Here is an 18965-nt window from a genome sequence, read left to right on the forward strand (position 1 = left end):
ATGAACGTTCTTGTGGTTCACGGCCCGAACCTCAATCTCCTCGGCACCCGGGAACCGGGAATTTACGGCTCCCTCACCCTGAACCGGATTGATGAGGAGATTTCCGCGCTGGCGGAAGAACTCGGCTGCTCGGTCTCCTTCTTCCAGTCCAACAGTGAAGGGATGATCATCGACGCCATACAGCAGGCCTGCGGTGCCTGTGACGGAATTCTCATCAACCCAGCAGCCTATACCCATACCAGTGTCGCCATCCGTGACGCCCTTTCCGCCGTGGCCCTTCCGGTCGTAGAAGTTCACCTGTCCAATATCCATCGCCGCGAGGAGTTCCGGCACCACAGTTTCATTGCCCCGGTGGCCGTCGGCCAGATCGCCGGGTTCGGTGCCGACAGTTATCTGCTCGGGCTACGTGCGCTTTTTACTTATATTAAAAAAGAGATTGTCACCAAGGCGTGAAGCATGCTACAAAACAGGATTATTAAAGCCCGAGGATGCGCGGAAAAACAGGATGTTGACGCGATTCTCTTTTTTAATCTGAGTAACGTCCGCTACCTTGCCGGTTTCACCGGAAGTGACGGTGTTTTGGTTGTCGGCCGTGATTCGTGCTGGTTTCTGACGGATTCCCGCTACACGACCCAGGCGGCCCGCGAGGTGACGGGGTGCCCCACGGTCGAGTACCGCGTGAAGCTCGACGGCATCGCGGAGCTTTGTGCCGGTCAGGGATTCAGGCGGGTCGGCTTCGAGGCTGAACACACGACGGTCGCTCTCCTCTCGGCCCTCACCGCAAAGGTTCCCGGCGTGGAGTTCGTTCCCCTCGGGGAGGAGCTTGCTCCACTCCGTATCGTGAAGGATGCGGATGAACTCGATCTGCTGGCCGAGACTGCCCGCATCGCCTCCGAAGCCCTGTTGGCGTCCCTTGACGGACTAAAGCCGGGGGTGGTCGAGCGCGAGTATGCCCTGGATCTTGAGTTCGCCATGCGGCGGGCAGGGGCCGATGACAAATCGTTCGATTTCATCGTCGCTTCCGGCGAACGGGGTGCGCTTCCCCATGGCAGGGCCAGTACCAAGGTTATCGGGGCCGGCGAACTTGTCACCATTGATTTCGGCGCCATTTATGGCGGATACCACTCAGACGAGACGGTCACGGTCTGTGTCGGCGAGCCCGATGCCCGGCAGCGGGAGATCTACGGCATTGTCAAGGGGGCCCATGATCGGGCATTGGCTGCCGTGCGGCCGGGGGTGAGCTTCAAGGAGTTGGACGCCATTGCCCGCGGTTTTATTGAAGAGCGGGGATACGGGGCCTTTTTCGGCCACGGGCTCGGCCACGGGGTCGGGCTTGATGTGCATGAAAAGCCGGTCGTTTCCCCCCGCGGCGAAGGGGTGGCGGAAGAGGGAATGGTTTTCACCATTGAACCGGGCATCTACATCCCCCAGTGGGGCGGGGTGAGGATAGAGGATACGGTCGCGGTGACGGGCAACGGATACCGCCTCCTTACCAGGGTGCCCAAGGAACTCATCATCTTGAATCCGTGAGCCGGGGAGATGTCTCTCTTGGTTTACGGGTTACTTTGTAATAACCGTCTGTTAGCCATAGAGGCCGGGCGGTATCTGCCAAAAGGAGAAAACGTATGGATATCAAGGATCTCAAGTCGCTGATAAAGATGGTAACTGAAACAGACATCACTGAATTCGAGCTGGAGGGGGCCGAGGAGAAAATCCGGATCAAGCGCGGCTGCACGGCCCCGATGGTCCAGTACCAGGCACCCCAGCCCATGGTCGCCATGCAGCCGGCCATGGTCCAGGCCGCTGCTCCGGCTGCATCGGCCGCTCCCGTGGAAGCTGTCGCGCCGGCAGCCGCCAAGGCCAAGGGGAATGAAATCACGTCCCCCATCGTCGGTACCTTCTACCGGGCACCGGCGCCGGATGCTGCTCCCTATGTGGAAGTGGGGCAGATTGTCGAGAAGGGGCAGGTCCTCTGCATCGTCGAGGCCATGAAGCTCATGAACGAGATTGAGGCCGAGTACCGGTGCAAGATTGTCGAGATTTGCAAGGAAAACGCCCAGCCGGTCGAGTTCGGCGAGGCGCTGTTCATCGTCGAGCCGCTCTAACCCGAGACAACGGACGACACGTACGGGGACGGCACCAAGCAGCCGCCCTTTTAACCCATGAGCGGAGATTTCGTACATGTTCCATAAAGTTCTGATTGCAAACCGGGGGGAGATTGCCCTGCGGGTCATCCGAGCCTGCAAGGAGTTGGGGATCAAGACGGTGGCCGTCTATTCCGTCGCCGACAAGGATTCCCTTCACGTCAAACTGGCCGACGAAAGCGTCTGCATCGGGCCGGCGCCGAGCCTCCAGAGCTACCTCAATATCAACGCCATCATCAGCGCCGCCGAAGTGACCGACGCCGAAGCAATCCACCCCGGCTACGGTTTTCTCTCTGAAAATGCCGCCTTTGCCGAGATCTGCGAAAACTGCGGCATCACCTTCATCGGTCCCTCCTCCGAGAGCATGCGGATCATGGGGGACAAGATCAGCGCCCGCCAGGCGGTGATCAAGGAGGATGTACCGATCCTCCCCGGCACCAAGGAGGGGGTAAACGACGTTAATGAAGCCATAAAGATTGCCAAGGGGATCGGCTTCCCGGTCATCATCAAGGCGACGGCCGGTGGTGGCGGACGGGGAATGAAGATCGTTCACTCCCCGGCAACCCTCCCGAACGCTTTTGCCACGGCACGGGCCGAGGCCCAGGCCGGCTTCGGAAACCCCGAGGTCTACATCGAGAAGTACTGCGAAGAGCCCCGCCACGTGGAGATCCAGATCATGGCCGACAAGCACGGCAACGTGATCCACCTGGGCGAGCGGGACTGCTCCATCCAGCGGCGCCACCAGAAGATTATCGAGGAGGCTCCGTGCCCGGTCATGACCCCGGACCTCCGCAAGGCCATGGGCGATGCAGCGGTCAGGGCCGCAAAGGCCGTTGGCTATGACAGCGTCGGTACGGTCGAATTTCTGGTGGACAAGAACCTGAACTTCTACTTCATGGAGATGAACACCCGGGTCCAGGTGGAGCACCCGGTCACCGAGATGATTACCGGCATTGATATTGTCCGTGAGCAGATCCGTTCGGCGGCGGGGCACAAACTACGCTACAAGCAGAGCGATGTGAAGATCCATGGGCACGCCATCGAGTGCCGCATCAACGCCGAGGATCCGGTGAAGTTTACGCCGTGCCCCGGCAAGATCACCGGCTACCACACCCCCGGCGGACTCGGGGTGCGGGTCGACTCCTTCGTGTACGACCAGTATTCGGTGGTCCCCCACTATGACTCCCTCATCTCAAAGCTCATCGTCCATGCCGAAACCCGCGAGGACGCCATCCGCCGCATGGCCCGGGCACTGGACGAGTACATCATCGAGGGGATCAAGACAACGATCCCGTTCCACAAGCGGATCATGGCCAACAAGGACTTCATGGAAGGGAACGTGGATACCGCCTTCCTTGAGAAGATCGTGCTGGAGTAAGGTATGGATTTTCCTGATGAACTGAAGTACAGCAAGGAACATGTCTGGGTCAGGGTCGAGGGTGACCGTGCCGTGATCGGCATTACCGATTATGCCCAGGAGAGCCTCGGAACCATCAGTGCCGTGGAGCTCCCGTCCGTCGGCGACGAGCTTGAGCAGGACGACTCCTTCGGCTCGGTGGAGGCCCGCAAGTGCCTGGCTGAGCTCTACGCACCCGTAAGCGGCACCGTAGCCGAGGTTAATGACGAACTGGAGTCGGCCCCTGAGATCCTGAACGACGACCCCTACGACGGAGGGTGGATCGCGGTGGTGGACCTTGCCGACCCCGAGGAGTTGAAATCCCTCCTGTCGGCAGAGGACTATGCCGAATCTGTAAGTCAGGAAGACGAAGAGGACCAATAGCCCCACTTGGGTTCAGATGCAGGCAAAGGCGAGATTACCTATCTCGCCTTTGTTTTTGAGCAATTCATTCCATGATGCAGGAGCGGTATCGCCATGTCACTCACCATAGGTCACATAGAATACTCCAACTGCACCCCCATATTTACGGCGCTGCAACGGAGTATGGATTGTAGCGGCTACAGCTTCGTCAGGGGGGTACCGGCGCATCTGAACCGGCTGCTTTCCACGGGAGAAATCGATGTCTGCCCGTCATCGTCCATCGAGTACGGAAAATATCCCGACCGCTATCTCATTCTCCCCGATCTTTCCATCAGCGCGGTGGGGCCGGTGAAAAGCGTCCTCCTCTTTTCCCGCGTGCCGCTGGAGCGCCTTGATGGTGCCGTTATCGGCATGACGACGGAGTCCGACACGTCGGTGAATCTCCTCAGGATCATTCTCACCACATTTCAGGGCTTCACGAACAGTTTCGAGCGGACCTCCCTTCCCCTGGCCGAGGCCCTCGATTCCTATCCGGCCCTTCTCCTCATCGGTGACAGGGCCCTCAAGGGGGCGCTGACAGGGGGGGGGTACCACATTTACGACCTCGGCGACCTGTGGTACCGGGCAACGGGGCTCCCCTTCGTCTTTGCCCTCTGGCTGGTGCGGAGGGAGGCGGCGGAGAACAAGCCCCACGAGGTTGCACGGCTCGCCGCTGATGTTGTCCGGGCAAAGCGGATCGCCTACGACTCCTATCCAGAGATAGCCGCCCAGGCGCCGGAACGGGAGTGGATCGACAGTGCGGTGCTTGTCGACTATTGGCGGACCATCTCGTACGATCTGACTCCTGCCCATCTGAAGGGGGTGCGGCTCTTCTACAATTATGCCGCCAGCCTCGGGGTACTCCCTGCTGCTCCGGAAGTGCGGCTCTATGGAGAGAATCGTGGCGTGTGATTTGCATGCAATCGCCCCATGGGCCTCGATACTTCATGGACATCAGATTGGTTTGACGTCGCAATACGCCGCCTGAGAAGGGCTTCGGAAAAACTGGAATTAAAGGAAACACAACGGTTGGAAGAGGCGAAGTCCCGCACACACATCGTTGTCAGAACGCGCTGGATCCTTCTCTTGTTTGTGGGCGTTTACTGTTTAATGGCTGGCGGTTTCTTCTATTTTAGCCGGTTTGGCCTTTTTTTGTCACCATCGCAACATATACTCCTTCTTGCCGCTCTTACCGCGGTCGTTTGCTACAACCTGCTCCTTCAGTTTTCCCTCGACCGCCTTGCCCGTGGGTTCCGCCTTCTCAATTTCCTCCAGATTATCCTCGACCTTGTTCTGGTGTCGGTGCTGATCCATACGAGCGGCGGAGCGGCCAGCTGGTTCTGGCCCGCGTACCTGTTCGTCACCATAGAGGCATCATTTATCATCGAAGAGCGTCGCGAAGTCTGGCTCGTGGGTGGATTGGGCGGCCTTCTCTACGGAGCGGTGCTGGTGCTCGAGCATTTGAACATCGTTCCCTATGTACAGATGCCTTTCGTGGGGGCCGAGCTGCACCATGATCACCTGTACCTGTTCCTGAGTTGGCTCTGGGTGTCGCTGCTCAATGCTGCCATGGCGGCCATAGCGTCCTATTTCATGACGGTTATCCGTCGGGAAACCGACGCGGTCCGTGAGGGGGAGGAGCGGCTCGCCACATTCCTCGACACGGCCAATGACCTGATCCACAGTGTGACCCCGGATGGTCGGCTCCTCTATGTGAACGAAGCATGGCAGCGGACCCTTGGCTATACGGCTGAAGAGGTGGAAGCGGTTTCTTTCTTCGATATGCTCCATCCCGACAGCCGCGAGCAATGCTGTGCCGAACTGCAGCGGGTGGTTTCCGGTGATGCCCTGAGTCCCATGGAGGCAGTTTTCACGGCCAAGGACGGTCGACAGGTCATCGTGGAAGGAAGTCTTACCTGCGCCCACGGCGGAGACGCACCCTCGGTCATCTGGAGCATCTGCCGCGACATTACGGAACGAAAGCATGCAGAGGAGCAGCTTTACCGCCTCGCCCACCACGACACCCTCACGGAGCTGCCGAACCGGATTCTCTTCATGGACCGGCTCCAGCAGGCCAAGGCCCTGGCGAACCGCTACCGTCACCAGGTGGCGATCCTGTTCCTTGACCTGGACCGCTTCAAGATCATCAACGACACCCTTGGGCACCCCGTGGGGGACCGGTTGCTGCAGCAGGTGGCCCAGCGGATTGTGGGGTGCGTGCGGGAAGTGGATACGGTGGCCCGCATCGGGGGGGACGAGTTCACCATCATTCTCGTGAATGTTGACACCGTTGAGGACGTGAAGAGGATGGGGCAGAAGATTCTCAAGGCTCTCGCCGCCCCCTTCAATATCGACACCTATGAACTTTTCGTTACGGCGAGCATCGGCATTTCCCTCTATCCGTCTGATGGCGATAACCTGGACCAACTGGTGAAGAAGGCCGATATCGCCATGTATTGCGTGAAGGGGGAGGGGAGGAATAACGTTCAGTTCTATTCTCCCCAGATGGACGCCAACGCAGACAAGCGGCTGCTGCTGGAAACGAGCCTGCGCAAGGCCCTCGACAACAGGGAGTTCAGGGTCTACTACCAGCCGAAGGTTGATATCGTTTCCAAAAGAATTACCGCCATGGAAGCGCTGATACGATGGGAACACCCCATTCTGGGGCTCGTTTCGCCCGGTGAGTTCATTCCCCTGGCTGAAGAGACGGGGCTCATCATCCCCATAGGCGAGTGGGTGCTCCGGACCGCCTGCTTCCAGAACCGCGAGTGGGCCAGGCAGGGAATCCCCCCTATGCGGGTGGCGGTGAACCTCTCCGGTTATCAGTTCCAGCAGAAAAATTTATTGGAGACGATCAGGGACATTCTTGACGAAACTGGGCTTACCGCGGATCTGCTGGAACTTGAGATCACTGAGAGCGTCATCATGCAGAATCCGGATTTTGCCGTGTCGGTGCTCAACCAGTTGAGGGATCTCGGGGTCCACATCTCCATCGACGATTTCGGCACCGGTTATTCTTCCCTGGCACACCTGAAGCGGTTCTCGGTCAATACGCTCAAGATCGACAAGTCATTTGTGCGTGACGTGGAGATCGATACGGCCGACGCTGCCATTGCCACAGCCATCATCGCCATGGGAAACAGCCTCAACCTGAAGGTCATCGCCGAAGGGGTCGAGACCGAAGGCCAGCTAACCTTTCTCTCCGACAACAAGTGCGACGAGGTGCAGGGATACCTTTTCAGCACCCCGATGCCGCCGGACAAGGTCATCGAGTTTATGCGGGAGCATGGGAGATCGGCCGGAGGGGGGTAGGATCAGGTGGAGGGGCGTTCGCGGAAGCGGAGATAGTCGTCGAGAATCCTGCGGTGGTCGAAGCAGAGTTCTGACGGGAGAGCAGTGACGGGAAAGACCGCGAGGTTTGCGGCATCGTCGGCTGCAGCGGGAACGCCCGATGCCCGGGCCACGTACACGGTGGATATGGTGTGCTGGCGGGGATCCCTGGATGGGTCAGAGTAACAGCCGAGAAGGCGCAGGTTGGTTACGTGGAGGGAGGTTTCTTCCTTGGCCTCACGCGTGGCGGCCGCTTCGAGGGTTTCTCCGTAATCCACGAAGCCGCCGGGAAGTGCCCATCCCCTGGGCTCGTTTTTTCGCTCGATCAGCACGATTCCCCCCTCCGTCTCGATGATGATGTCGACGGTGGGAAAGGGGTTGCGGTAGCGCTTGACCTCTGCGCCGCAACGGGGGCAGGTGAGGTGATCGAAGGACATGGGAGCCTCGAAAAAGAAAAGGGAGGAACGAGTCCTCCCTTTTCCGGTTCTTGGAGAGCAGTGGAAGAATTACTTCTTCTTGCCGCCACCGCCGGAGGCCTTCTTGGAGGCCTTGAGGGGGTTCACCTTCAGTTCTTCGCTGGCGATTTCGACCTTCACGTGGGTGGCGAAGTTGCAGATGCCTGCGGACCACTTTTTGACAGGTGCCGGGTAGGCGCTGCAGACCTTGCCGATGCTTCCGTCGACAATGCGCTCACATCCTTCGCAGTTTTCAACCACAATCTGGCAGGAACCGCCGGTGAAGATGCAACCCTGCTTTCCCCAGAAGGTACACTCGGTACCGGGAAGAACTGTTTGACACTGCATACTGAATCCTCCTGAATCGTTTTGTTCCCTAGAACTGTCTATTAGTCAATCTAGCAATTCCAAAAGAAAAAAGTCAACTGTAAAATCCCCGGTGCACATTGCGTCAAACAGCCCTTCCACCCAGCCTTTCCATCATTCGCGTCTGTGGATGAAATCTTCATTCGAAGGGACGTTGGAGGACGTGAAATCAGGCTCGGCGGGGTTGACTCGCCACGGGGTATGTATTAGGCTTTCACTGCATGAAAAATCGGGTCTCCGCGCCATGCGGGGCCATTTCCCCAAGGGAGGGACAATGCATCGAATCGCTTTCGGCACGTCGGGTTGGCGCGGCATCCTCTGTGAGGATTTCACCTTCGAGAATGTAAAGGTAGTGACCCAGGCCATTGCCGATCACGTGACGTCCATCGGCGAGAAGGATAAGGGGATCATCGTCGCTTACGATACCCGTTTCATGGGGGAGCGTTTTGCCAAGGAAACCGCCCGGGTCCTGGCCGGCGCCGGCATCAAGGCCTATGTCTGCAAACGCGACACGCCGACCCCGGTTGTTTCCTTCGAGATCATGCGGCGCAAGACCGCCGGAGCAATCAATTTTACCGCCAGCCACAATCCCCCCGAATATAATGGCATCAAGTTTTCCCCCTCCTGGGCCGGCCCCGCGCTCCCCGAGACCACCAAGGACATCGAGCGGCGGGCCAACGAGATGCTGGGGGAGGTCTGCTACCGGGAAGTGGCCCTGGACGAGGCGGCCCGCTCAGGGCTCGTGGAAGAGATCGACCCGCGGGAGACCTATCTGGCAGATATTGAAACGAAGGTCGACTTCGCCGCCATCGCCTCCCTCGGGACCATCGCGGTGAACGTTCTCTACGGCACCGGCAGGGGCTACCTGGACGAACCCCTCGTGAAGCACGGGGCGAAGATCAAAACCCTCAATATGCATCCCGACCCCTACTTTGGCGGTTTTCCCCCCGAACCTTCCGAGAAGTACATCCAGGACTTCATCGGCTTGGTGAAAAGCGATCCGGAGGTGAAACTGGGGATCGCCACCGACGGCGACGCCGACCGCTTCGGCATCGTTGATGCCGACGGTTCCTTTATCGAGCCCAACTACATCATTGCGCTGCTCTTCGACTACCTGGTGCGGGTCCGGAAAATGACCGGCGCCGTTGCCCGCAGCGTCGCCACCTCGCACCTGATCGACGCCGTGGCGAAGAAACACGGCATCGAGGTGATCGAGACGCCGGTGGGCTTCAAGTATGTGGGCGAGCTGATCAGCCAGGACCGGATCATCATCGGCGGCGAGGAGAGCGCCGGCCTTTCCATCAAAGGGCACGTGCCGGAGAAGGACGGCATCCTTGCCTGCTTCCTGGTTGCCGAGATGGTTGCCCGGGAGAGGCTGTCGGTAAAGGCCCTGCTGGAGCGGCTTTACGGCGAAGTGGGGAAATTCTTGACGAAAAGGGAGAACATCACCCTCTCGCCGGCCCTGGAAGCCGGGTATGCCGACAAGCAGCGGCAGGCTCCTGCCGAGTTCGCCGGCCTGAAGGTGAAAGACATGGTGACCGTGGACGGGAGCAAGTTCATCCTTGAGGACGGCAGTTGGCTCCTGTTCCGCAAATCGGGGACCGAGCCGGTGGTCCGGCTTTACGGCGAGGCGTCCAGCGAAGAGAAGCTGGCTGCGGTCATGGCCGCGGGGAAGAAGTTCATTCTGGGGTAAGGCACGCAGGTGAATAACACGGAGAAGCGGAGCCCACGGAGAAAGCCAAGGCAAGCTTTTCGGTTATTTTTGTTCTCCGTGATCTCCGTCTCTCCGTGTTATTACGGTTTAGGTTTATAGAAAGAGCAATGGCGCTCCGGCAGGTTATTCCTTCCGGCACTGCGCCATTCGTTTTTTCGACATGCAGAAGAATGGAGTCTTGAATACCTGACAATTTTGCTATAGTATTGCGTAGCGATGAACGTTACTCCAAGGAGGATTTTCCATGTGGGATTATACTGAAAAGGTTCGGGAACATTTCCTGAACCCGCGCAACGTTGGCGATATTCCCGATGCGGACGCGGTGGGGGAGGTGGGAAGCCTTGCCTGCGGCGACGCCCTTAAGCTCTATATCAAGCTCGACGATGCCAAGGAGCGGATTGTCGACGCCAAGTTCCAGACCTTCGGCTGCGCCAGCGCCATCGCGTCGTCATCGGCTCTGACCGAGATCATCAAGGGGAAAACCCTCGACGAGGCTCTGGCCACCACCAACCAGGAGATCGCCGATTTCCTCGGCGGGCTTCCCGAGGAGAAGATGCACTGTTCGGTCATGGGGCAGGAGGCCCTTGAGGTGGCCATCGCCAAGTATCGCGGCGGTCCGGTGCCGACCCACCACGACCACGGCCACGAGGAGGTGGAGCCGGGAGAGATCGTCTGCAAGTGCTTCGGCCTCACCGACACCTTCCTGAAGAAGGTCATCGCCGCCAACAAGCTGACCACGGCGGAGCAGGTGACCCACTTCACCAAGGCCGGCGGCGCCTGCGGCGGCTGCATCCCGAAGATCAAGGAGCTGATCAGCGAGGTCCTCGGCGCCCAGCCCACCGAGGAGCGGAAAAAGCCCGAAAAGCTCACCAACCTCCGCAAGATGCAACTCATCCAGGAGACCCTTGAGAAGGAAATCCGCCCGCTTCTGTGGGCCGACGGCGGCGACCTGGAGTTGGTGGACATCTCGGGGAGCGAGGTTCAGATCGCCTTCCGCAAGGCCTGCGCCGGCTGCGCCTCGTCGGGCAACACCGCCAAGTTCGTGGAGTTGAAACTGCGGGATCTGGTGGCTGACGACATCGTTGTCCAGGAGGTGGAGGGATGAAAGAGATCTACATGGACAACAACGCCACCACCAAGGTGGACGAGGCTGTCTTCGAGGAGATGCGCCCCTATTTCTGCGACCTTTACGGCAACCCCAGCTCCATGCACTTCTTCGGGGGCCAGGTGCAGAAGAAGGTGGACGAGGCGAGAAACCGCGTGGCAGCCCTCCTGGGGGCTTCGCCCGAGGAGATCGTCTTCACCGCCTGCGGCACCGAGAGCGACAACGCAGCCATCCGCTCGGCCATCGAGGTCTATCCGGAGCGGCGCCACATCATCACCACCCGGGTCGAGCACCCGGCGGTTCTGACCCTCTGCCGCAACCTCTCCAAGCGGGGATACCGGGTCACCGAACTGAACGTGGACGGCGAGGGGAGGCTGGACCTGAACGAACTGCGGGCAGCGGTTGACGAAGACACGGCCATCGTGTCGGTCATGTGGGCCAACAACGAGACCGGCGTGGTCTTTCCCATCGAGGAAGTGGGTAAAATCATCAAGGAGAAGGGGAAAGGGGCCTTCTTCCACACCGACGCCGTCCAGGCCGTGGGAAAGATTCCCATCGACATGGCCGCCTCAACCGTGGACATGCTCTCCATTTCGGGCCACAAGCTCCACGCACCCAAGGGGATCGGGGTCCTCTACGTCCGCAAGGGGGTTCCGTTCCGGCCGTTCATGGTCGGCGGACACCAGGAGCACAATCGTCGGGCCGGCACCGAGAACACCGCCGCCATCATCGCCCTCGGCAAGGCGTGCGAGCTGGCCGGCCAGTGGATGGAGGACGAGAACACCCGCGTGAAGGCCATGCGGGACCGGCTCCAGACAACGCTTCTTGAGCTGATACCCCGGGCCCGCATCAACGGCGGCCAGGCGGAGCGGCTTCCCAACACCCTCTCCATTGCCTTCGAGTTCGTGGAAGGGGAGGCGATCCTGATGCTTCTGTCGGAGAAGGGGATCTGCGCTTCGTCGGGGAGTGCCTGCACCTCAGGCTCCCTGGAGCCCTCCCACGTGCTTCGCGCCATGGGGGTGCCGTTCACCTGCGCCCACGGCTCCATCCGCTTCTCCCTGTCCCGCTTCAACACCGACGAGGATATCGAGACCATCATCCGGGAACTGCCGCCGGTAGTCCGGAGGCTGCGGGAAATGTCCCCCTTCGGGCGAGAGTTTCTCAACGCCTGACCACAACAGGAGATTGTCACCGGAGAAGGGAAGGGGGCGCCGCGAGAAGGGCGTCCCCTTTTGTATGCACGCTCGGCGGAATCCCCCCTGTGACGATTGCGTATTTCCTTTCGCAAGTCCCCGGTTGACTTGAAGGCGGCGTGGCTTTAAAGTCGTACGGTTGCTCTGACGAGTCGAACAAAGGAGGCCTCCGGAACCATGGGCTATCGTAACCTGCAGGATTGCGTCTTTGACCTGGAAGCACGCGGCGATCTCGTCCGCATTGATGTGGAGACCGACCCGAACATCGAGATCGGCGCCATCCAGCGCCGGGTCTACCAGGCAGGGGGGCCGGCGATCCTCTTCACCCGGGTCAGGGGGTGCCGCTTTCCCATGCTTGGCAACCTCTTCGGCACCATGGCCCGGACCAAGTTCATCTTCCGTGACACCCTGGACGACATCCGCCGTCTCGTGGAACTGAAGATCAACCCGACCGCCGTGCTGAAAAATCCCAAGGAATACGCGGGAACCCCCCTGGCGGCGCTCCGGCTCCTTCCGCGCCAGGTCTCCCGGGGGCCGATTCTCGGCCACCGCACCACCATCGCCGAACTCCCCCAGCTCAAATCGTGGCCCATGGACGGCGGCCCCTTCGTGACCCTCCCCCAGGTCTACTCCGAGAGCCCCAAGCGCCCCGGTTTCCGCTTCTCGAACCTGGGGATGTACCGGGTGCAGTTGGCCGGCAACGACTATCGCCTGAACGAAGAGGTGGGGGTTCACTACCAGATCCACCGGGGCATCGGCGTCCACCACGCCGAGGCCATCGAGCGGGGCGAGCCCCTGCGAGTCAACATCTTCGTGGGAGGAGCGCCGTCCATGACCGTAGCCGCGGTCATGCCCCTTCCCGAGGGACTTCCCGAGCTTTCCTTCGCCGGCCTCCTTGCCGGGCACCGGCTGGCCATGGTCTGCCGGCCGGGGGAACTCCCCATGCCCGCCGAGGCCGACTTCGTCATCACCGGCACCATCGACCCCTCAAGAACCCTCCCCGAAGGCCCCTTCGGCGACCACCTGGGATACTACAGCCTGGCCCATCCCTTCCCGGTCTTGCAGGTGGAGAAGGTCTGGCACCGGGACGACGCCATCTGGCCCTTCACCTCCGTGGGGCGTCCCCCCCAAGAGGACACCACCTTCGGCGCCTTTATCCACGAGCTGACCGGCGCTCTCATTCCCGAGGTTCTTCCCGGCGTGAAGGGAGTCCATGCCGTTGACGCCGCCGGGGTTCACCCCCTGCTCCTGGCCGTGGGGAGCGAGCGGTACGTCCCCTACGAGGCCGAGCGGATGCCGCGGGAACTCCTCACCATCGCCAGCGCCATCCTCGGCAACGGCCAGCTCTCCCTGGCCAAGTACCTCTTCATCACCCCCAACGAGGACAACCCGCCGGACATCCATCACATCGACGAGTTCCTCACCTTCATCCTGGAGCGGGTCGACTGGCAGCGGGACCTCCATTTCCACACCCGCACCACCATCGACACCCTCGACTACTCGGGAAGTGGCCTCAATGAAGGGTCCAAGGTGATCGTGGCCGCTGCCGGACCGAAGCGCCGCGACCTCCCCACCGAGGTGCCGGCGGGGTTCCGGCTCCCGGACGGCTTCACCGCTCCCCAGGTCTGCCTCCCCGGCATCCTGGCCGTCACCGGTCCGGCCTTCCCCGGTTACGGGGACAACGGTTCTCCCGACCTGGAGCGCTTCTGTGCCTCTTTCGCCCCGGATGACCCCATCAACCGCTTCCCCCTGGTGGTGATCGTGGACGACAGCGCCTTTACTTCCCATACTCTCAACAATTTCCTCTGGGTCACCTTCACCCGCTCCAACCCTGCCGCCGACATCCACGGCATCGGCGCTGCGGTCCGGTGCAAGCACTGGGGATGCGGGGGAGCGCTCGTCATCGACGCCCGGGTGAAGCCGCACCACGCGCCGCCGCTTCTGGACGTGCCGGAGATCGAGCGGCGGGTCGATGCCCTTGGTGCGCCCGGCGGGCCGCTGCACGGAATTATTTGAGCGAGATGGCGAGGGACTGAGGGCGTGAGGGGAAGAAAAAAACGGATGCCGGCACGACCCGGCGCCGCCAGGGAGCGGATACGCTCGACCGGGGCGCCTGCCGTTGGTGAGAAGGTGCTCAATGCCCTGCGGGATCTCCCGGCGGGGATGATCTATACCCTGGCAGCCAAGCCCACCGTGCTGCGGGGGCTCGCTCTTGCCATCGAAAAGCGGGTGAAGGGAGTCGACTGGAGTCCCGATCTGTCCACGCTCTTCGTCGAGGTCATGGACGGCAGCCGGCACCACGAGGTGCGCCTGGAGGCGAGCGGAGGCTTTCTCACCCCATCCTGCGACTGTCCGCTCTGGCGCCCGACCGGCCACTGCTCCCACGTTATCGCTGCCCTGGCGGTTCTGAAAAAGGGGCTGGTACATCAGGCCATTACGAGTCTCCGGCTCGACAATGATTACCTGACGCAGGTGGGGAGCTGGCTTTCGGGCGTTGAGGCCACGCAACCGGCCGCGCCGGTCGTGCCGCGCCTCGTGGTGGAGCGGAGCACAAACGGCATCCAGGCGCGGATATGGCAGGGGGAGAATCCCGTCTCCATCCATGACCAGGCGCTCCCCAGGACGGTGCGTGATTTCCTCTGGACCCTCCTCAATCCACGGGAGAGCGGTTTTATCATCGAGCGTTACCTGGAGGCCTTCGGCGACGGCGCCCCCATGGCCCTGCGTCAGGATGGCAATGAGATACCCCTGCGCTTCGATCGGGGCAGGGCCCATGGCACCCTGACCCTCCTGGAACAGGCCCGCGGCATGGTCATTGCCCGCAAGGGGCTGGAGGACGGCCTTCCCATTCCGGACACCTGTTTTGCCACCCACCGCTACTATTTCGACATCCCTGCCGGTGCTGTCCGGGGCATCGACTCCTTCGAGGGGTGGGATCTCTGGAATACCCTCAACTACGAGGCCGCCGAATGGAGCCTCGACACCGGCGTTCCCGTCGAGCGGAATTCCCGGACAATCTCCCTTCCTGCCGATGCCTTCAACGCCATCGGGCTGACCGTTACCGAGAAGGGGCTTCCCACGATCCTCGAACGCATCCGGTTTTCCGGTGCCGGCGGGGTGAGCGAACCCGCACGGATCACCCACGACTATCGCCTGCGGGTGGCCGACATGAACGACACCGCTGCCCTGCTGCTGGCCGAGGGGGTCCACGGTGACGCTGCAATTCCCCTTTCCGCCAGTACTTTCAACTTTTTCACCAGTCGGGGCCGGTCCATGGCATCGGTTCCCCTGAGGACCAAGAAGCGGAGCAGTGCGGTGATCGCCGGTTGCTTCGCAACCCTTGACTGCGTCACCAGGGCCGAACTGGAGCGGACCATCAGGCACGCCCTTGCGGGCGACGATTTCCTGAAACGCACCGTGAAGAGCGAGGCGAAGCGGATCATCGCGGCGTTTGCCGCGGCCTGCGAAACCCGCGAGACGACGCTCCTGGCGGCCGATGGCGCCTGGCTCATGTCTGTGGCCGATCCGAAGGTGGAGTCGCGGCTCCTGGAGATCCCCTACCGGCTCTTCGGTGCAGAAATCTTCGGCTCGTCGGACCTGGCGGGCGCCATGACGGTTTCCCGCGAAGCCCTCTTCCGGTACCTCCCCGAACTCCACGGCCGGCTCGCCGAAGCGAGCTTTGCCCTGGTGTTCCAGGACCGCCCCGTGGAGGCTGTCACCCTCGACGTGACCCTTGACGCCACCCGTTCCACCATGGACTGGTTCGAGCTCCGCCCCGAGATCCGTTGCGGCACCGACGAGCTCACCGAACAGGAGATCGCCGAAGCCTTGACCAGCGGCGTCTTTCACCGGGGCGACTCCTTCCTCCTCATCAACGAGGAATCGGCCCGCATCCTCGCCATGCTCTACCCCGAGTCCGGCGTGAAGAAGCGCAAAAAGGTCGAAGTGGTTCGCATCCCTCGGCTCCAGATCCTCGACTGGCTCGTCCTGCGGCGCCACGGGGTCTCGGTTCGCCTCTCCCCCGAGGATGAGAGGATCTTTGCCAGCCTTGCCACCTTCGAGCAGATACCCTCGTCCCCCCTCCCCGAAGGGCTCCGGGCAACCCTGCGTCACTACCAGGTGGACGCCTTTCACTGGCTCGCCTTTCTCTACACCCACTGCTTCGGCGCCTGCCTCGCCGACGACATGGGGCTCGGCAAGACCATCCAGGCCATCAGTCTTCTGGCGGCGCTCCACGAGGGGAAACTCCCCTCGCGGGTGACTGAGCCGCGTCCTCACCTCATCGTCGTTCCCCCGAGCCTCCTCTTCAACTGGGAGAACGAGTTGGCCCGCTTCTACCCCGCATTCACCGTCCTTACCTACCGGGGCACCGGCCGCAGCGCCGACTTCACCGGAGTCGACATCGTCCTCACCAGCTACGGCATCATTCCCCGTGATATCGAGATTCTGGCGGAGATTCCTTTCCACTGCATCGTCTTCGACGAGGCCCAGGCCGTGAAAAATATCCAGGCCGACACCACCGGCGCCTGCCGCCGGCTGCGGGGCGCGTTCACCCTCTGTCTCACCGGCACCCCGGTCGAGAACCACCTCGGTGAGTATTACTCGGTCATGGACCTGGCCGTGCCGGGACTTCTGGGCTCCTACGACGAATTCCGGCGCCAGGCCGGCAGCGCCGCGGCTCCCTTCCTCGAAACCCTCATCCGGCGCACGCGCCCCTTTGTCCTGCGCCGCTCCAAGCAGATGATCGCCGCCGAGCTTCCCCCCAAGATCGAAACCGACATCTACCTGGAGCTGACCCCCCGGCAGAAGGCCCTCTACTCCCGCACCGTCGAAGAGGTACGCGAGACCGTGCTCGAAGCGTGGCGCAGCAAGTCATCCAGCCAGGCGCGTATCATTGCCCTCACCGCCATCCTGCGGCTGCGCCAGCTCTGTCTCTCCCCCCGGCTCCTCATTGCCGACTCCAGGGAGCCGTCCCCCAAGGTGGAGTTCCTCGTGGAGCAGGTGGAGGAGCTCTTCGCCGAGGGGCATAGCGTTCTCGTCTTCTCCCAGTTCACCTCCTTTCTCGACATCGTCGAAGGAGAACTGTCCCGCAGAGGGGTTCACCACTATCGCCTCGACGGCTCCACTCCGGTCCCCGAACGGAAAAGACTCGTCACCGCCTTCCAGAAGGGCGATGAGCCTTGCGTCTTTCTCCTCTCCCTGAAGGCCGGCGGCAAGGGGCTCAACCTCACCCGCGCCACCTATGTCTTTCACCTCGATCCCTGGTGGAACCCTGCAGTGGAAAACCAGGCCTCCGACCGGGCCCACCGCATCGGCCAGACACGCCAGGTCACCATCACCCGCCTCGTCATGCGCCACACCATCGAAGAGAAGATGATGGAATTGAAAAAACGCAAGCTCAAGCTCTACCATTCCCTTTTGGAGGAGAGCGCCGCGGGGGAAGGGGCCGGCATCAGCCGGGAGGACTTCGATTTCTTGCTGGGGTAGGGGAGGAGGAAGTGGAGAGATGCTAGTTGTTTAACTGGCTAATTTTGCGTAATTAGGGCAAGGGTAAGTGATTTATAATACAGCTCCGGGTCTTTTTTCTGTTGCTTTTTGGGAGCAAGAATTTTATAAGGCCACAGACTAGTTACAAAAAAATAACGCAACGATACTCGATAATACTAAACCATCCGCGAGGATGGGGCGGAAAGCCTACAGGGTCTCACAGAGACAGCCGGGTCGCCGAAATATCTCCCGATATTCGCGACCCGGCTTTTTTTTGTGCGCAATTTCGCAAAATCGCCCGTACGAGGAGGAAACAAATGAAAGTGACAAGACGAGAGTTCATGAAGTACTGCACCGCGTCAGCGGCTGCGTTGGGCCTGACGTCCGCGCTGGGACCCCTCTCAAAGGCCCTGGCGAGCACCAGCGGTCCTCCGATCATCTGGCTGAAGGGGGCCAGTTGCACCGGTTGCACCGTCTCTTTGGCAAACCTCGTATCTAGCAGCGGTCCGGTGGACGTCGCTGATCTGCTGATCAACACCATTGATCTGGCCTTTCATCCCACCCTGATGGGGGCGGCAGGAGATCAGGCCGTCCAGACCCTTCGCAACGCCGCAGCTGGAACGTTCATCCTGGCGGTCGAGGGGGGTATCCCGACCCTGTACAACGGCAGAACGTGTACGTTGTGGACCGAGAACGGCACCGACGTCACCGCCCTGGCTGCGGTCAAGGAACTGGCACCGAAGGCTGCTAAGGTTCTCTCCATCGGCACCTGTGCCAGCTTCAACGGCATATGCGGCGCCAATCCCAACCCGACCGGCATCAAGAGCGTCAGTGCCGCCACCGGGGTTTCAACCATCAACATCCCGGGCTGCCCGACCCATCCGGACTGGATCGTCTGGACCATTGCCCAGCTTCTCGCCGGCACGGTTCCCACCCTGGATTCATTGGGAAGACCCACCGCCCTCTTCGGTAAGACGGTGCACAGCCAGTGCTCCCGGCGCAGCAAGGACTGGGCGACCTCTTTGAGCGATACCGGACTCTGCATGAACAATCTGGGATGCAAGGGGCAGCAGACCTACGCCGACTGTCCGACCCGCAAATGGAACAACGGGACAAACTGGTGCGTCGGTACGGTCACCGCAAACGGCAACGGCGCGGATTCCCTCTGTCTTGGCTGCACGCAAAGCGGCTTCCCGGACAAGTTCGCTCCGCTGTTCAGCACCATGGGGGCGACTCAAAAAGGACACAAGACTATAGCGACCAATACCACCTGCACCGCATGCCACACAGACGGCAAGCCCCATTAATCCCTGGTACCGTCACACGGCCGACTCTAGAGTATTCGAGACTTAAAAGCTTGTATCAACAGGAGA

General features: G+C 61.0%; 15 protein-coding genes and 1 riboswitch. Of the genes, 13 read left to right on the top strand and 2 right to left on the bottom strand.

What is annotated here, in order from left to right:
* The 7 genes from aroQ (at position 1) to KI811_RS14300 (ending at position 7254) form a co-directional block, all read left to right on the top strand.
* Positions 1-453: a type II 3-dehydroquinate dehydratase gene (aroQ, locus tag KI811_RS14270; RefSeq protein ID WP_214187149.1), complete on the top strand. Its 453-nt coding sequence runs from the start codon at positions 1-3 to the stop codon at positions 451-453.
* Positions 454-456: 3 nt separating this feature from the next.
* Entirely contained in the window at positions 457-1530 is a 1074-nt protein-coding gene (locus tag KI811_RS14275; protein ID WP_214187150.1) for a M24 family metallopeptidase, read from the top strand.
* A 95-nt stretch (positions 1531-1625) separates the two neighbouring features.
* Positions 1626-2105: an acetyl-CoA carboxylase biotin carboxyl carrier protein gene (accB, locus tag KI811_RS14280; protein WP_214187151.1), complete on the top strand. Its 480-nt coding sequence runs from the start codon at positions 1626-1628 to the stop codon at positions 2103-2105.
* Positions 2106-2181: 76 nt separating this feature from the next.
* The gene (gene accC / locus KI811_RS14285; protein ID WP_214187152.1) at positions 2182-3522 is read left to right on the top strand and encodes an acetyl-CoA carboxylase biotin carboxylase subunit; all 1341 of its coding nucleotides are present in this window, start codon (positions 2182-2184) and stop codon (positions 3520-3522) included.
* A gap of 3 nt (positions 3523-3525) precedes the next feature.
* Positions 3526-3924, top strand: coding sequence for a glycine cleavage system protein GcvH (gene gcvH, locus KI811_RS14290; RefSeq protein ID WP_214187153.1), 399 nt, complete (start codon positions 3526-3528; stop codon positions 3922-3924).
* Between the two features lie 93 nt (positions 3925-4017).
* Positions 4018-4854: a menaquinone biosynthetic enzyme MqnA/MqnD family protein gene (locus KI811_RS14295; RefSeq protein ID WP_214187154.1), complete on the top strand. Its 837-nt coding sequence runs from the start codon at positions 4018-4020 to the stop codon at positions 4852-4854.
* Between the two features lie 240 nt (positions 4855-5094).
* Positions 5095-7254 (top strand): putative bifunctional diguanylate cyclase/phosphodiesterase, encoded by a 2160-nt coding sequence (locus KI811_RS14300; protein WP_246551773.1) that lies wholly within the window; start codon positions 5095-5097, stop codon positions 7252-7254.
* A 2-nt stretch (positions 7255-7256) separates the two neighbouring features.
* Here the strand turns inward: KI811_RS14300 and KI811_RS14305 are convergent, their stop codons facing one another.
* Together KI811_RS14305 and KI811_RS14310 are read right to left on the bottom strand one after the other, a co-directional pair.
* Complete coding sequence (locus KI811_RS14305) at positions 7257-7709, bottom strand: NUDIX domain-containing protein (RefSeq protein ID WP_214187156.1); 453 nt, start codon at positions 7707-7709, stop codon at positions 7257-7259.
* A gap of 69 nt (positions 7710-7778) precedes the next feature.
* On the bottom strand, positions 7779-8075 hold the full coding sequence (locus tag KI811_RS14310; protein ID WP_214187157.1) for a PxxKW family cysteine-rich protein: 297 nt from the start codon (positions 8073-8075) through the stop codon (positions 7779-7781).
* A 292-nt stretch (positions 8076-8367) separates the two neighbouring features.
* Here KI811_RS14310 and KI811_RS14315 point away from each other — a divergent pair, with 292 nt between their 5' ends.
* The 6 genes from KI811_RS14315 to KI811_RS14340 all read left to right on the top strand — a co-directional run bounded on the left by KI811_RS14315 (position 8368) and on the right by KI811_RS14340 (position 18899).
* Positions 8368-9786 carry a phosphoglucomutase/phosphomannomutase family protein gene (locus tag KI811_RS14315; protein ID WP_214187158.1) on the top strand — a complete coding sequence of 473 codons (1419 nt, stop codon included), beginning with the start codon at positions 8368-8370 and terminating at the stop codon, positions 9784-9786.
* Between the two features lie 265 nt (positions 9787-10051).
* On the top strand, positions 10052-10912 hold the full coding sequence (nifU, locus tag KI811_RS14320; RefSeq protein ID WP_011365755.1) for a Fe-S cluster assembly protein NifU: 861 nt from the start codon (positions 10052-10054) through the stop codon (positions 10910-10912).
* Positions 10909-12084 carry a cysteine desulfurase NifS gene (gene nifS, locus KI811_RS14325; RefSeq protein ID WP_214187159.1) on the top strand — a complete coding sequence of 392 codons (1176 nt, stop codon included), beginning with the start codon at positions 10909-10911 and terminating at the stop codon, positions 12082-12084. The genes nifU and nifS overlap by 4 nt, the downstream gene beginning before the upstream one ends.
* A 198-nt stretch (positions 12085-12282) precedes the next feature.
* On the top strand, positions 12283-14121 hold the full coding sequence (locus tag KI811_RS14330; RefSeq protein ID WP_214187160.1) for a UbiD family decarboxylase: 1839 nt from the start codon (positions 12283-12285) through the stop codon (positions 14119-14121).
* 45 nt (positions 14122-14166) lie between these two features.
* Entirely contained in the window at positions 14167-17592 is a 3426-nt protein-coding gene (locus KI811_RS14335; RefSeq protein WP_214187161.1) for a DEAD/DEAH box helicase, read from the top strand.
* Between the two features lie 165 nt (positions 17593-17757).
* A riboswitch (cyclic di-GMP riboswitch) is annotated at positions 17758-17834 on the top strand.
* Positions 17835-17909: 75 nt separating this feature from the next.
* Positions 17910-18899 (top strand): hydrogenase small subunit, encoded by a 990-nt coding sequence (locus tag KI811_RS14340; protein ID WP_214187162.1) that lies wholly within the window; start codon positions 17910-17912, stop codon positions 18897-18899.
* Positions 18900-18965 lie beyond the last annotated feature (66 nt).

The sequence above is a fragment of the Geobacter hydrogenophilus genome, assembly GCF_018501225.1.
Classification (GTDB): Bacteria; Desulfobacterota; Desulfuromonadia; order Geobacterales; family Geobacteraceae; genus Geobacter; species Geobacter hydrogenophilus.

Coding starts and splice junctions, on each gene's coding strand:
- KI811_RS14310 (WP_214187157.1), bottom strand. CDS start 8,075: ATGCAGTGTCAAACAGTTCTTCCCGGTACCGAGTGTACCTTCTGGGGA.
- accC (WP_214187152.1), top strand. CDS start 2,182: ATGTTCCATAAAGTTCTGATTGCAAACCGGGGGGAGATTGCCCTGCGG.
- KI811_RS14340 (WP_214187162.1), top strand. CDS start 17,910: ATGAAAGTGACAAGACGAGAGTTCATGAAGTACTGCACCGCGTCAGCG.
- aroQ (WP_214187149.1), top strand. CDS start 1: ATGAACGTTCTTGTGGTTCACGGCCCGAACCTCAATCTCCTCGGCACC.
- KI811_RS14275 (WP_214187150.1), top strand. CDS start 457: ATGCTACAAAACAGGATTATTAAAGCCCGAGGATGCGCGGAAAAACAG.
- KI811_RS14330 (WP_214187160.1), top strand. CDS start 12,283: ATGGGCTATCGTAACCTGCAGGATTGCGTCTTTGACCTGGAAGCACGC.
- nifS (WP_214187159.1), top strand. CDS start 10,909: ATGAAAGAGATCTACATGGACAACAACGCCACCACCAAGGTGGACGAG.
- KI811_RS14305 (WP_214187156.1), bottom strand. CDS start 7,709: ATGTCCTTCGATCACCTCACCTGCCCCCGTTGCGGCGCAGAGGTCAAG.
- nifU (WP_011365755.1), top strand. CDS start 10,052: ATGTGGGATTATACTGAAAAGGTTCGGGAACATTTCCTGAACCCGCGC.
- gcvH (WP_214187153.1), top strand. CDS start 3,526: ATGGATTTTCCTGATGAACTGAAGTACAGCAAGGAACATGTCTGGGTC.
- KI811_RS14315 (WP_214187158.1), top strand. CDS start 8,368: ATGCATCGAATCGCTTTCGGCACGTCGGGTTGGCGCGGCATCCTCTGT.
- KI811_RS14335 (WP_214187161.1), top strand. CDS start 14,167: ATGCCGGCACGACCCGGCGCCGCCAGGGAGCGGATACGCTCGACCGGG.
- KI811_RS14295 (WP_214187154.1), top strand. CDS start 4,018: ATGTCACTCACCATAGGTCACATAGAATACTCCAACTGCACCCCCATA.
- accB (WP_214187151.1), top strand. CDS start 1,626: ATGGATATCAAGGATCTCAAGTCGCTGATAAAGATGGTAACTGAAACA.